General features: G+C 39.5%; 12 protein-coding genes and 1 pseudogene. 1 reads left to right on the top strand and 12 read right to left on the bottom strand.

Features of this window, described 5'->3' with window-relative positions:
• Positions 1-41: 41 nt before the first annotated feature.
• Positions 42-503, bottom strand: coding sequence for a Dps family protein (locus RR45_RS04500; protein ID WP_031365247.1), 462 nt, complete (start codon positions 501-503; stop codon positions 42-44).
• A gap of 198 nt (positions 504-701) precedes the next feature.
• Here RR45_RS04500 and RR45_RS04495 point away from each other — a divergent pair, with 198 nt between their 5' ends.
• Positions 702-1,367, top strand: a complete 666-nt coding sequence (locus tag RR45_RS04495; RefSeq protein WP_031365246.1) for a prepilin peptidase — start codon at positions 702-704, stop codon at positions 1,365-1,367.
• Between the two features lie 92 nt (positions 1,368-1,459).
• On the opposite strand, the gene dinB is transcribed toward RR45_RS04495, so the two are convergent.
• The 11 genes and pseudogenes from dinB to RR45_RS04440 form a co-directional block, all read right to left on the bottom strand.
• The gene (gene dinB / locus RR45_RS04490) at positions 1,460-2,521 is read right to left on the bottom strand and encodes a DNA polymerase IV (RefSeq protein ID WP_031365245.1); all 1,062 of its coding nucleotides are present in this window, start codon (positions 2,519-2,521) and stop codon (positions 1,460-1,462) included.
• A 93-nt stretch (positions 2,522-2,614) separates the two neighbouring features.
• The gene (gene gyrB / locus RR45_RS04485; RefSeq protein WP_031365244.1) at positions 2,615-4,582 is read right to left on the bottom strand and encodes a DNA topoisomerase (ATP-hydrolyzing) subunit B; all 1,968 of its coding nucleotides are present in this window, start codon (positions 4,580-4,582) and stop codon (positions 2,615-2,617) included.
• 374 nt (positions 4,583-4,956) lie between these two features.
• Positions 4,957-5,418 (bottom strand): annotated as a pseudogene (locus tag RR45_RS04480) (FAD-dependent oxidoreductase); the annotation flags it as partial.
• 410 nt (positions 5,419-5,828) lie between these two features.
• Entirely contained in the window at positions 5,829-6,428 is a 600-nt protein-coding gene (locus tag RR45_RS04475) for an HAD-IA family hydrolase (protein WP_031365243.1), read from the bottom strand.
• Positions 6,425-7,330 carry a DMT family transporter gene (locus RR45_RS04470; RefSeq protein WP_031365242.1) on the bottom strand — a complete coding sequence of 302 codons (906 nt, stop codon included), beginning with the start codon at positions 7,328-7,330 and terminating at the stop codon, positions 6,425-6,427. The genes RR45_RS04475 and RR45_RS04470 overlap by 4 nt, the downstream gene beginning before the upstream one ends.
• A 33-nt stretch (positions 7,331-7,363) precedes the next feature.
• The gene (abc-f, locus tag RR45_RS04465; protein ID WP_096823159.1) at positions 7,364-8,842 is read right to left on the bottom strand and encodes a ribosomal protection-like ABC-F family protein; all 1,479 of its coding nucleotides are present in this window, start codon (positions 8,840-8,842) and stop codon (positions 7,364-7,366) included.
• A 416-nt stretch (positions 8,843-9,258) separates the two neighbouring features.
• Positions 9,259-9,561, bottom strand: coding sequence for a PTS sugar transporter subunit IIB (locus tag RR45_RS04460; protein ID WP_031365240.1), 303 nt, complete (start codon positions 9,559-9,561; stop codon positions 9,259-9,261).
• A gap of 117 nt (positions 9,562-9,678) precedes the next feature.
• Positions 9,679-10,908 carry an FtsW/RodA/SpoVE family cell cycle protein gene (locus RR45_RS04455; protein ID WP_031365239.1) on the bottom strand — a complete coding sequence of 410 codons (1,230 nt, stop codon included), beginning with the start codon at positions 10,906-10,908 and terminating at the stop codon, positions 9,679-9,681.
• Positions 10,909-11,031: 123 nt separating this feature from the next.
• Positions 11,032-13,134: a heavy metal translocating P-type ATPase gene (locus RR45_RS04450; RefSeq protein ID WP_031365238.1), complete on the bottom strand. Its 2,103-nt coding sequence runs from the start codon at positions 13,132-13,134 to the stop codon at positions 11,032-11,034.
• A gap of 71 nt (positions 13,135-13,205) precedes the next feature.
• Complete coding sequence (locus tag RR45_RS04445) at positions 13,206-13,406, bottom strand: heavy-metal-associated domain-containing protein (protein ID WP_031365237.1); 201 nt, start codon at positions 13,404-13,406, stop codon at positions 13,206-13,208.
• Complete coding sequence (locus RR45_RS04440; protein WP_031365236.1) at positions 13,403-13,870, bottom strand: CopY/TcrY family copper transport repressor; 468 nt, start codon at positions 13,868-13,870, stop codon at positions 13,403-13,405. Before RR45_RS04440 ends, RR45_RS04445 begins: the two co-directional genes overlap by 4 nt.
• Positions 13,871-13,875: the final 5 nt, after the last annotated feature.

The raw sequence follows: 13,875 nt of genomic DNA, 5'->3' as shown, positions 1-13,875 counted from the left end.
AAAAACTCGCCACTAACGAGTTTTTTATTTTTATTATTTCATTACAATCCTGGTGCTACTCCAAGTTCAGATTCTAACATCCAAATTGTTTTTTCAATATCACCTTTAGCATCAGCAAAGAGACCATTTGTGACATCGTCATCTTCTTCATCTGTTGCATGGACACCATCTTGGAAAAGATCTGACAAATATTTGTAAGCTTTAACAACTTCTGTCAAACGTTCCTCTGTCGTTTTATCCCAAGTAGCAGTTTCAAGCTCAATCTTTGATAACTCATCAAATTCTTTCAATGTTGAGACTGGAGAACCACCAATAGTAATTAATCGTTCTGACAAAACATCTAAATGACTATTTAGACCGTCCATTAATTCATCCATTTTAGGATGTAATTTCATAAAGCCAGGGCCGCGTAAGTACCAATGTACTTGATGCACCAAAGCGGCTGCTTTTGATAAGTCTGCAACGGATTGATTCAAAACTGCTTTCGTTTTTTCTCTAGACATTTTTCTCCTCCATCAGAACCTATAAGTAATTTTCAAAAAGTTACTACTTACAAAGTCTCTTGCTAAGTTGATTAAATCAGAAACATTTGCTCAAGGTTATCTTTAATTAACATCTATAAAGACCACCCTAACAATTTCATTATAGAAAAAAATCAGTATTTTATCAAATATTTAGGTTCTTTTTTCGTATGAATAAGTATGACTATTTTCTTAATTTTTACACTTGGTACAATTTGGGGTTCTTTCTTTGGTTTGATGATTGATCGCTTACCGGAACATTCCATCGTACGTCCTAGATCTCATTGCTTAAACTGCGGTCAAATCCTAATTTGGCGAGATTTGATTCCTATTATTTCTCAACTTATTAACGGTGCGAGATGCCGATATTGCAAGATAAAATTAACCTGTTGGTATAGTATTTTAGAGTTAGCATGTGGTGTTTTGTTTGTCATGGGTTGGTTAGAAAAAGTTGATCTCACTTTTTCTTTGATTTGCCTCGCCTCTTTCTTAATGGTTGGATTTGACCTCAAAACTCATGCTTTTCCTTTGGGGATATGGCTCATCTTTTTTGCGCTCCTGAGTTTCACTTGTCCTTACAATATAGGCGTTTTATCGTGTATTCTCATTGCAATTGTGACAGAACTTTTTTCTCTCAAAATGGGTAGTGGAGACTGGCTTTATTTAAGTTTAGTCTCATTTTCTGCCGATTTTTTCCAGTTAACACTTTGTCTATTTTGGGCAAGTCTTAGCGGACTTCTTTACTATGCTTTCAACCCCAAACAAAGAAAGGCAGAAATACCTTTCCTCCCTTTTTTATTTCTCAGCTATCTGTGCCACTTCTGTTTAAAAATGATGCTGCAATAACTAATTCTTTTGATAAAATTCAGTTATTAGGCATTCTTTTAATTTTTTTCAAGGTTCTTAGCAGCAACTACTATTCCTGTTCTAATCGTTTTTCAAAGCCCTGTCACTGTCACCCCTAAAAGACGAATACCCACATTATCACGTAAGGCAACATCCAATAATTTTTGCGCACTTTGATCAATTAGATAAACATCATCTACTTTATCATCTAAAGATAGGCGCTTGGTAAAAGTCGTAAAGTCAGCATAACGTATTTTAATCACGACAATATGACCCTTCAGCTGCTTCTCTTGTAAAATCATGCCCACTTTTTCCGATAATTTACTCACTTCAGCCTTGATATCTGCCTCTAAATAAAGCAGTTTACCATAAGTTTTTTCTTTCCCCACTGACTTTCTAATTCGATTAGGCTTAACAGGCACATTATGGATACCATTAGCTTTTAGGTAGAGCTCCCAGCCAAAAACACCTAATTTTTCCGCTAAATATTGTGGGGAGCTCTTTTGAATATCCCCTCCTTCAGTGATACCTAAAGCTTCCAACTTTTCAGCTGTTTTTTCCCCTACACCATGGAATTTTTTGACCGATAGTTCTGCTAAAAAATCCAAAGCATCCTCTGGTGCAATCAAAGTCAAGCCTTTTGGTTTCTCAATATCAGAAGCAATTTTAGCCAAAAATTTGTTATAAGAAACACCTGCAGAGCTTGTTAAATGAAGTTCAGTAAAAATATCATGCTGAATCATCTTAGCTATCTTAACAGCACTCGCTGCATTGATTTTATTCACCGTCACATCCAGATAAGCCTCATCTAAGGCCATGCCCTCAACCTCATCAGTATAGCGATGAAAAATGTCATGCATCTGGCGTGAAACCTCTTGATAACGTGCATAGTTACCCGATACAAAAACGGCTTGCGGACAAAGTTCGTAAGCTTCTTTCGCCGACATGGCAGAATGAATGCCGTATTTTCTTGCTGCATAGTTTGCCGTTGAGACGACGCCACGCCCACCAGTTTCTAAAGGATTTTTAGCAATGACGACAGGTTTTCCTTTTAATTCTGGATTATCTCGCTCTTCAATTGACGCAAAAAAGGCATCCATGTCAACATGGATGATTTTGCGACTGGTATCATTGATAAGTGGGAATACTAGCATACTTTATTTTAGCATTTTTTGTTAGTTTATACAACTAACACACGATTTTCAAATTGACGACATCAAAAAATGACCCGTTAAAGGTCATTTTCACTAAATATCAATTGTTGAATATTGGGCATTGGCTTCAATAAAGTCACGACGGGGTTCTACCCGATCCCCCATCAGCATATCAAAGATTTGATCCGCTTCCGCGGCATCTTCAACACTGACTTGCGCCATCGTCCGATGCTCAGGATCCATGGTTGTTTCCCATAGCTGGTGATCATCCATTTCCCCAAGACCTTTATACCGTTGAACGATTGGCTTACGCTTACTTGTTGTCATGTTTACAATAGCTTCTTGAAGTTCTGTTTCTTGATTGACACCAGGTTGTATATAAGTAATCTTATCGCCAAGCTTAACCCCATAAATCGGTGGTTGGGCAATATAAACATAACCCGCTTCAACAACTGGTCGCATATAACGATAAAACAGCGTCAAAAGCAAAGTTCTGATATGTGCACCATCGACATCAGCATCGGTCATAATGACCAATTTTTGATAGCGTGCCTTTGTAACATCAAAATCAGCACCAAATCCCGTCCCCATTGCTGTAAACAATGAGCGAATTTCTTCATTGGCTAGGATTTTTTCCATGCTTGCTTTTTCAACGTTGAGGATTTTACCACGAATTGGTAAAATCGCTTGAAACTCACGATTTCGACCAGATTTTGCTGAACCTCCAGCAGAATCTCCTTCGACAATGAAAATTTCAGTTTGTTTTGGATCATTTGATGAACAATCTGCCAACTTCCCTGGTAGATTTGAAATTTCAAGACCAGATTTTTTGCGTGTCACTTCACGCGCACGCTTAGCTGCAATTCTCGCCTTGCTGGCTAAAATTCCCTTTTCCACGATGCGTTTTGCGACCTGCGGATTTTCCAAAAGAAAAGTGCCAAACTCTTCACTAAATAGCTTGTTAACAATTCCTGAAACCTCAGAATTACCGAGTTTTGTCTTAGTTTGACCTTCAAACTGCGGATTCGGATGTTTAACTGAAATCACAGCTGTCAATCCTTCACGAACGTCATCCCCAGTTAGATTTTCTTCATTTTCTTTGAGTAGTTTGTTAGACTTGGCGTAGTTATTAATCACACGTGTCAAGGCTGTTCTAAATCCTTGTTCATGCGTACCACCCTCATGCGTACTGATATTATTGGCAAAAGATAAAACCATTGAATGATAACTGCCCGTATACTGCATAGCAACTTCAACAGTTATCTCGTCCATCTCACCTTCTGTGAAAATCGCGGGCTCAAATAAAACAGGCTTTTCTTCATTAAGATATTCGACATAGGACTGAATACCACCCTCATAATGATAGTGAAGACTTTCAGCCTCTTCTAGTCGTTTATCAGTGATTGAGATACGCAAGCCACGATTCAAGAAAGCTAGCTCACGCACCCGTTTCGCTAATTTTTGAAAATCAAATTCGGTAGTTTCTGTGAAAATTGTAGGGTCTGGTGTAAAATGAACGGTTGTCCCATGATGATCTGGATCTGTCTCACCGATCATGGCTAAATCACCACCAACGACACCGCGGTGATATTCCTGATAGTATTTTTGACCTTGTTTGAAGACTGTGACATCTAACTGAGTAGACAAGGCATTAACAACAGATGAACCAACACCATGCAGACCACCTGATACTTTATAACCGCCACCGCCAAATTTACCACCTGCATGTAGAACTGTAAAGACAGTTTCAACCGCTGGACGACCCGTTTTCTCTTGAATATCAACTGGAATACCGCGACCGTCATCAACAACGGTAATCGAATTATCAGGCTCAATAAAAACCTCAATATGTGAGGCAAAACCGGCTAATGCCTCATCAATCGAGTTATCCACGATTTCCCATACCAAATGGTGCAAACCCTCTGATGATGTTGAACCGATATACATACCAGGACGCATCCGTACAGCTTCAAGACCTTCTAATACTTGAATCTGACTGGCATCATACTCCGCTGCTTTTTCTTTTTTATCTTGTATCGCTTGTAATTCTTCTGTTGTCAACTTTCGCCTCTTTCATTATATTCAATCAGTTAAAAAGTAACACACATCTATTTCAATCAGAATGATCACTTCCCACTATCATCAGTTGATAACTGGTGATAGTGTTTCTACCACAGAAAATCATTTTGTGTTCAAATAACCTAAAGATGTCCGACTTATAAAGGATTCAATACACAACACATTGATATAATTATACCACAATTCACGATTTTTTGCTTGAACTTTCAGGTGATGATAGCTACCTTTAAAATAGGCTTTAATTAGCAGTTGAGGGTTATAACAGTCAACACTTGGCTTATCGAGCAATGTCCTGATAATGCTCATGTCCACCTGTCAAATTATAGACGGTTTTAAAGCCTTCATACCGTAAAATATTTTGTCGTTGAAAAAGGCGGCGCATATTCTAAATCCATTTGAAACAAATCTTTGGCCTTTATACCTAGCGTAATCGTTGACGCAAAGATGCCAATTCTCTTCTCTCCCCCCTGTGGACCAATAATTCCCCCTAAAATGCAATGTGTCTGTTTATCTGCAATTTCTTTAATCATTATATCTTGTTCAGCCATATAGGCTGGCTTATCTGGTTTGATATTAAACAAAACAGCACCCCGATAACCTTCAGCTAGTGCCTCTTTTTCAGTCAAACCTGTTTGCGCAATGGTCAAGTCAAAGAAACGTAAAATACCCGTTCCAAGTATACCCTGAAAACGTAATGCCCCACCTGTCATAGCATCGCCTACTATTCTCCCCATTTTATTAGCAGTTGTCGCCATTGGTCGATAAATCGGTTTACCTATGATGACATGAAAGCTCTCAGCCACATCACCGACAGCGTAACTCTTAATAAGTTAGTCTACAGGGTCGTATCTGTCACAATCACGCCTGTTTCCCAAAAAAGCCACACCAATTTGGGGAGTTGCAAGAGATGTATCGGGTACAACATCCGTTGCTAAATATAGAGGTCCGCTTCAAGAACATTCCTTTGACTCGTAACAGCCGATTTAAAACGCGTTGTTTCATGAACTTAGGTAATTGTTTCAACTACTCGAAATTGAATGCCTTGCTTGTGCATCTCCTCCTCAATTCGAAACCAATGTAACCGACATCAGCCAACATCAGCTGTTTTCGGCTGTTGTTCATCTATGAATGACTTTATAACTTTACCACTGTGAATATTTCTAACTTACTGTAAACTTGTCAAGAATAAAAACATCATGCGCCGCTGGCACATGATGTTTCAATCTATTTATAGCTCCAAAATATCAATTAATTTAGTAACATGATGCGTCGCCTTAATCATTTCTTGATCTTCCGATGCGAAAAAAATCGTATCAATATGCGCATGCTGACCAGCAAGGATATCAATATCTCTATCCCCAATCATGACAGGCTGCGCAGGCTTATAAGTATCAAGCAAATAATTGATTGAGTCAGGACTCGGTTTTCTAGCAAAGCCATTACTAGACGTCACGACTTCCGTAAAATAACTAGATATCCCTGCGGCCGCAAGAATCTCTAAAACCTGGTCATTACGATGCGAAATCATAAAATTTCGATGACCACTTTCGACAATGGTTGCAAGTACACGGATAGCGTCTGGAAATAAAACAGGTGTCGTCAGGGTTTGGGCCTCTCTTTTTTTGTACATGGCTACAAAATCAGGTAACCCAGCTGCAAATTGAGAGACTGCAAAGTCAGTCGATACCCGAAGTGCATCGTAGACCGCATGATAACCGACATTGACCCCAAAGCTTTCTAGCAAAACGTCATGAAAAGCAGTCGCTGATGTTTGATAGTTATCAAGTAATGTCCCGCCTAAATCCCAAATATAATCTGTATAACTCATGATTTTCCTTCTTCTAATGACAATAAAATAACACTGACTAAGGTCACCAACATCGAGATGCCGATGACTATATCAAATGGCATGTTGAACAAAAAGATACTAAAGACTGCTGCTAAAATTGGCTCCATAGCTGCGCAGACTTCAGCAACAATAGGCGATACGTACTTGATTGCACTCATGTTGAACATGAAGGCAACGGCTGTTCCAATGACTGCTACACCAAGCGCTAACAAGAGACTATCTGGCGTGATCCTAAAATCGAATTGCCAGACTGGATGAACGCAGTTCATAACAAGGCCTGCAATGAGCATTCCCCACCCTGTCACATTCATAACATCATATGTATGCAGCAGACGCTTTGGAATCAAAGAATAAGATACAACGGCAATCGCTGATAACATCCCTAACGACAAAGCGAGTGGCGATAAAGTCATGGCTGAGATATTCCCGTGGGTTGTCAGGAAAAAAATACCTATCATAGCAAATATGACTAATACTAGTGACTTTAGATTGGGTTTCTGTCGGCGAAAAATGGTGAGATAGACGAGTAAGAAAATAGGGGATGTGAATTGTAAAACTGTTGCTGTCGCAACACCTGCCTCTTGAACACAAGCATAAAAAGTCAGTTGTACCATCAGGACGCCAAAGATGGCGTAACCAAATAATAAGGCATAATTCTTCTTGTCTTTCCAAATCGACAAAAACGCCGATGGCTTTTGAATTAAGGAAATCGTCAATAAAATTAGACCTGCAATAGTCAAGCGAAAGGTTGTAATCCATAGTGCATTCCCATCATACTGTTCAAAAAAAATTTGACCAAAGACGCCAGAAAATGCCCATAAAACACCTGCTAAGATGGCGTAAACAGTGCCTTTAAAAATATGAGATTTGCTGTTTTTCATTCTTATATTTTAACATAAATTTTGAGATTTTTTTCACTTACTTGTATCATGATTGAATGGTGTGAGTTCAATGATCTGGTCAGCGACATTTTTGACAAATGTAACATCGTGCTCAACCACCAATAACGCAGGTTTAATTGTTTTTAACAATGCCTCAATTTGTTCTTGGTTGAAAACATCTAAGTAATTCAAGGGTTCATCCCAGATGAAAAGTTCAGCGCATTGAGACAGAGATTTAGCCAATTCTACCTTTTTTTGTTGACCCATAGACATATTTTCTATATTTTGATGAAAGACAGCACGTTCCATCCCTAGTTTTCTCAGGTTATTGAGGAAGAGACTATAGTCTAGTTGGTGATCATCCGCAAATGTGTTCAAATCCCCACGATTGTCATCATAAATCTGACGAACGCGAGAAAAATTAAGGTGTTTACTTTTAGCTAACTGAATTATTTTTTCTAGTAGTTGAGATTTACCAACACCGTTTGGTCCAGTAATAGCCGTGATTTGACCAGCACTTTGCGCCAAATTAATTGGCGTAAATAAAGGCCGACCTTCAAATGATACCGTTAAGGCTTTTTCAGTCAATAGAATCTGTCGATGACTAGGTACATAAATCATAGATAGGGCATCAACCTTTTCTATATTCTTGAGTAATTTTTCTTTTTCAGTAATTTCTGAATACATTCGATGCTCTAGAACCTTAGCTTTTTTCATCTGACGGGCACTTCTAGCACCGATAAATCCTGTATCTCCAATAGCGCCACTCCCCTTTTTACGGGGGTCACCGTACTTATCCTTTTCTCGACTATGTGACCAGTCCACCTTGTCATGTGCCGTCTGTTTCAGGCGACCAATTTCTGATTTGAGCTTGTTATTTTGTGCCCATTCAAAGTCATCGCGCTGTTTCTTCTGCTGTTCATAAGTCGAGAAATTCGCTGCAATTAGTTCGAGACCATTGCGCTCAATGGCAAGTAAGTGATCCGTTACCTCGTCTAAAAACTGACGATCATGGCTGACAACGATATAACCAGATTTACTCCGTTTTAAATAGTTGGCGATTTTAGCACGACTAGCGACATCTAAATGGTTGGTCGGCTCATCAATCAAAGGAAAATTTGCCTCATCTAGGAAAAGACCTGCTAGTAAAACCTTGGTTTGCTCACCTCCAGATAAGGTATTAAAAGGGCGCCATAGAATATCCTCAGGTAACCCGAGTAGGTTTAGTTCTCTATGTATCTGCCAATCTGGGGCATCATACAGCTCATCCAAAATAAATTTAGTCAGCTGCGTCTTATCTACTATCGTTTGTGGAAAGTAGACAAAATTCACATCAGACTGAATTCGACCTGCATATGGTAACTCACCGAGTAGTAATTTCATCAGTGTTGTCTTACCTCTGCCATTTCGCCCAACTAAGGCTAGTTTCCAACTGGCATCAAAGGTAACAGTGACATCTTCAAAAATCATATTATCAGCATAGCCGAAACTCATATTTTTTAATGCTATCAAAAAAGCACCTCCATAACTTAAGTAAATTAAGCCAAAAGTGCCTCAAAAAGCCTTGATTTTACAGACAGAATCATAAATAAAAAGAGAGCATGTTAATTCTGACAGACAAGGTGAAAAGTCCGCACAAATAAGCTTAATAAAAATTCATTAAAAATTTTCAATCGCTTAAATGCGCAATGGACCCCACCTCATCAGCACTTTCACACTGATACTTTCTCTATTTTTTCTCATTTTAACACAAAAAAATCACCTTTTCAAGTGATTTTCTTAAGGGTCATCTCTAAAAACTACTTTTGCGGCTGGATTACTCGCCACAGAAACTGCTATGTTACTGCAAAGTGCGGAGCAATAACGACGCGATAGGGAAATTTAGCCAAAAGGGGCAAACCTGAGTTTTTAGAGGTGCCCTTAAATTTTTATCCTTTAAGTTCAATAGCAAGATCAAGGCCTTTATCCCCTTGCATCAAGCCATACATTTGCATTGGAATGTCTTTAACTGGTGTTTCTGGGAATTTCTTAGTCACTTCGTCAACCATGTAGCGTGCTTGTGGGCCAATCATGATAACATCAGCTTTAGGTCCTTCTGAATCTACTTCTGCAAGTCCATAAGCTTTTACATCATAGTCAAGACCACGTTTTTCAGCTTCTTGTTGCATTTTTTGTGCAAATAGTGAAGTTGACATGCCTGCTGAACAGAATAATTTTACTGTAGTTGTCATTTGTGAGTACCATCTCCGTTTACAACGCTTTTGTTGTAAACGCTTTCTTTCTTTTGATACATTAATTATATAAAAAAAATACCACTTTGCAAAGTGGTATGTGATAAATTTGTTGTACTACAGTTTTTTTGTGCTATAACGGCTTGACCTCGTCACTTGTTTTTTAGGATGTTCCTGCGTAAATTTCGGTTCCTGATTATATTTCATGGATAGTACCAAACCTATTCCAATCAAATTACCGATAAGCGAGCTACCTCCCTGAGAAATAAAAGGTAGTGGAATTCCCGTCAATGGCAGTACGCCAATGTTTGCACCGATATTTTCAAAAACATGAAAGAGAATCATCATCGTAATCCCAGTCGAAACATAAATATAAAACTGATTATTGGCACGAATCGTTACCCGAATCATGCGATAGATTAAAATAAAATACAGTAAAATGACAAACGCTGATCCCAAGAAACCAAAGTTCTCACCTATAACTGTGAAAATCATATCAGACTCACGTACTGGAACGCTGATATTAGCGACGTTAAACCCTTTGCCAAACAAGCCACCAGTCCCAATTGCTAATAAGCCTTGGGCTTGCTGGTAGGTTGAACCTTGTGCATTAGCAAATGGATCTCGCCAGGCATCTATCCGTAGAATCTGATAGTTATCCATACCGACAGATCTTAAAAAATCTCGTCCAGCATCAAAGGTTGTGAGAAAAATAATCCCACCTCCAAGCAAGGCAACAACAACCACAACAGGCAGAATAAGTCGCCAAGAAATACCCGAAACAATAACAATCCCTGAAAAAATCGCCATAAAGACAAGCGCAGTCCCAAAGTCTTTTTGTGCTGCTAATAGCCCCATGACTGGCAAGGTCACCAGGAACATATATAAAATCAACAAGAGATCATCTTTTAACAAACGATTTTTCAGCCTATTTTGGAAACTCACAACGACTCGTGCCATCAATAAAATATAGGAAATCTTCATGAATTCAGAAGGTTGAAAAAGATTACTCCCTCCCAGATAAACCCAGTTTTTAGCACCTGTCAACGACACCGTTAAAGGATCATAAAACTTCAAAGGTAGAATCATGAGCACAATACCCAGACCATATAAAATCGGAGTGAATTTCCAAAGCATCTTCGCATCAAAATGCATGACAACAAGTGCCACAACAACCCCAGCAATCCCCCATGTAATCTGTTGTGTCATGACTTTTGCGACACGAGTTGGATAATCATGGCTTGTTGCTATATAAAGCACGAGTAAACCTATCAAATTCAGCAAAAATGCTGGTAAAATCAACGCATAATCAATTCGGCTATCAAAAGTTAATTTTTGTTTTTTCATTATGCTTTATTATATCACACCCCACTCAGCAGTCCAATACTAGACAAGCAAAATTTCCCAACCATTTTGTCACAGACTGATACACCTCAAAATCAATGCCAAATAAAAAAAGCCAACACATGGTCAGATTTTTTTCGTATTAAGCATGAGTGAGCTCACAATGACACTCACACTTGATAAACTCATCGCAAGCGCCGCAAACATTGGATTTAACAGTCCAAATGCCGCAAGCGGAATCCCAACAAGATTGTAAATAAAGGCCCAGAAATAATTTTGATGAATTTTTCCGACCGTCTTTTGAGACAGGCGAATCAGGCTGATAATTTTCGACAACGAATTTTCGGACGTGATGACCACATCCCCCGACTGCATGGCGATATCACTACCTGACCCCATAGCCACACCAACCAAAGCACTGGATAACGCAACAGAATCGTTAATACCATCTCCGACCATCATAGCATTTGCTGTGCTCCTGACGATTTGCGCTTTTTTCACTGGGGTAGCTTGCGCAATCACTGTATCAACATTGACAAGCGCATTGATTTTACCAGCTGCAGTCTCATTATCTCCCGTCAACATGGTTGTTTTGATGCCCATTCGGGCAAGGTCGGCTATCGTTTGAACAGCGTCCGCTTTGATTTCAGATGAGAAGGTTGCAATACCCAGTAGAGTTGTCGCAGTTGCTAGATAAATGCTAGTATCTGAGGATGTAGAAACGTCTATCCCTTGCTCTGCCATTAAATCAGCATTACCCGCAAAATAAACCTGTCCCTGAATTCGCCCAGTTAAACCACGACCAGCTAATTCTTGAAAGTCTAAAACAGGTAATGGTTCTGTCTGCTTCAAAGCCTGTGCCAAGGGGTGGTTAGAAAAACTTTCCAAGCTAGCTAGAATTTGAAAGTCTTCGTCAGACCCTGACCAATTAGCCAACTGAAAGTGACCTGTCGTAATCGTGCCAGTCTTATCAAAAATCACAGTCGAGATATGTTTGCTATGTTCAAGTGCGTTGGCATCTTTAATCAAAATACCGTTTCTAGCGCCTAGACCCGTCGCCACCATAATCGCAGTAGGTGTCGCTAATCCTAGGGCACAAGGACATGAAATGACGAGGACACTAGTTGCGTGCAGGAGGGCTTGGATGATATCTTTGGTGAAGATAGCTGTTAGGATAAAGGTTATCAGGGCAATCCCTAATACGGCTGGCACAAAAATGGCTGAAATGCGGTCCGCAGTTTTTTGAATTTCTGGTTTGGTAGCTTGGGCTTCTGCCATGGCTGCCATCATTTGTGAAATAGCAGAATCATCCAACGTATGGATAACGCGAGCTGTGATAACGCCATCTAAGTTAACTGCGCCCTCCAGGACTGTTTGACTTACTGCTTTTGTTACCGGAACTGCTTCACCAGTCAGTGAGGATTCATCAAAACTTGCTTGTCCAGACAAAATTTCTAAATCAAGTGGCACACGTTCACCCGGTTTAACAAGAATGACTTGATTTTCAGCAATCATCTCAACTGGTGTCTCAGTTTCCTGATTCTCTTTTAAGAGATGAACCGTTTTAGCTTGCTTTTTTTGCAAACTATAAATGGCAGCTGATGTATTTTTCTTCGCCCGATTTTCTAGATTTTTTCCGAGTAGGACTAATGTGATAATCACGGCAGCAGATTCAAAATTGACGGCTGACATATTGCCCATAAACAAACCAAAAACGAGACTGGAAACATAGGCAACAGTTGTGCCAAGTGCAACAAGCACGTCCATATTAGCTGACTTATTTTTCAAAGCCATGTAGGCACCTTTATAAAATCTAGCACCAAAAATAAACTGAACAGGTGTAGCAAGCACTAACTGCATGATTGGATGATGAAAAATCATCAAACGATGCACCTGTAAAGTACCAGCAACCATACCAAGTAACATTGGCATGGTCAAAATGGCTGATAGTACAAAGGACCAAAAAAGTTTTTTCTCTGCGCGCTCCTTTGCCTGACGAATTTTTTCACGATGCGCTTTATCATCAACAATCGCATCATAACCTGCTTGTCGAACTGCTGCTATCACAGTCTCAACGTCACAGTCATCTTGCATCACCACCTTGGCTTTTTCTGTTGCCAAGTTAACACTGGCTTCTAAAATTTTATCAGAGTCATGCAACGCTTTGTCAACGCGCATCACGCAGTTAGCACAGGTCATGCCTGTAATGACAAAAGATTGTGTTTTCATATTAAAAATCTTTCCTATTTTTAAAAAAGCAGTGGCTTATACTCGAGCCACCGCTTTATCACGATACTAGACTAGACCACTTTATAGCCAGCTGCAGCAACTGCTGCACTTAACTGTTCAAGCGGGGTATCTTCTGATTTTACAACTGCTTCACCCTTTTTGAGGTTAACTTTAGCAGATGTAACTCCAGAAACACTCTCAAGCGCCTCCGTCACGTGTGACACACAGTGTTGACAAGTCATGCCTTCAATTTTCAAATGTGTTTTAATCATGAGATAGCCTCCATTACTTTCATATTATCAGTTGCATGGTCATGATGACAGGTACATGCACTGAACTTTTCTAAACAGTCGCAAGTCACATGACAAGCAGGTGTCTTTTCTGCCAATGCCTCACGAATCATTTGCAGATTGTCAGACGTAAGCTTAGCATCATCAATTAAATTGACCAAAACATTCACATGCTTTTTAGCACAGACCTTATCAAGTAATTCTTGACCCATCAAGCCGACTGCCTCACATTCAGACATGGTCGGTGTATAGATAAATTTCCGACCTGATTTTGTCGTTGTAAGCATTTCTTTTTTTACTAACCGCCCTAAAAGGGTTTTTATTGTTGCAACAGACCAGTCATTAGATGCTGCGATTTGACAGGCTATTTGATCAACGGATGCTTGCTCCAAAGTCCAAATCGCTCGCATCACGACCATCTCTGAGTCTGATATATTGATTTTCATATTAT

The organism is Pseudolactococcus chungangensis CAU 28 = DSM 22330 (assembly GCF_002441885.1).
GTDB classification, from domain to species: Bacteria; Bacillota; Bacilli; order Lactobacillales; family Streptococcaceae; genus Pseudolactococcus; species Pseudolactococcus chungangensis.
Note: the sequence above shows the minus strand (reverse complement) of the source record. Positions and strands in the feature narration are given on the sequence as shown.

Bases quoted from the DNA above. Each gene is read 5' to 3' on its own strand.
- RR45_RS04500 (WP_031365247.1), bottom strand. From the start codon at position 503: ATGTCTAGAGAAAAAACGAAAGCAGTTTTGAATCAATCCGTTGCAGAC.
- RR45_RS04495 (WP_031365246.1), top strand. From the start codon at position 702: ATGACTATTTTCTTAATTTTTACACTTGGTACAATTTGGGGTTCTTTC.
- dinB (WP_031365245.1), bottom strand. From the start codon at position 2,521: ATGCTAGTATTCCCACTTATCAATGATACCAGTCGCAAAATCATCCAT.
- RR45_RS04475 (WP_031365243.1), bottom strand. From the start codon at position 6,428: ATGAGTTATACAGATTATATTTGGGATTTAGGCGGGACATTACTTGAT.
- RR45_RS04470 (WP_031365242.1), bottom strand. From the start codon at position 7,330: ATGAAAAACAGCAAATCTCATATTTTTAAAGGCACTGTTTACGCCATC.
- RR45_RS04460 (WP_031365240.1), bottom strand. From the start codon at position 9,561: ATGACAACTACAGTAAAATTATTCTGTTCAGCAGGCATGTCAACTTCA.
- RR45_RS04455 (WP_031365239.1), bottom strand. From the start codon at position 10,908: ATGAAAAAACAAAAATTAACTTTTGATAGCCGAATTGATTATGCGTTG.
- RR45_RS04450 (WP_031365238.1), bottom strand. From the start codon at position 13,134: ATGAAAACACAATCTTTTGTCATTACAGGCATGACCTGTGCTAACTGC.
- RR45_RS04445 (WP_031365237.1), bottom strand. From the start codon at position 13,406: ATGATTAAAACACATTTGAAAATTGAAGGCATGACTTGTCAACACTGT.
- RR45_RS04440 (WP_031365236.1), bottom strand. From the start codon at position 13,870: ATGAAAATCAATATATCAGACTCAGAGATGGTCGTGATGCGAGCGATT.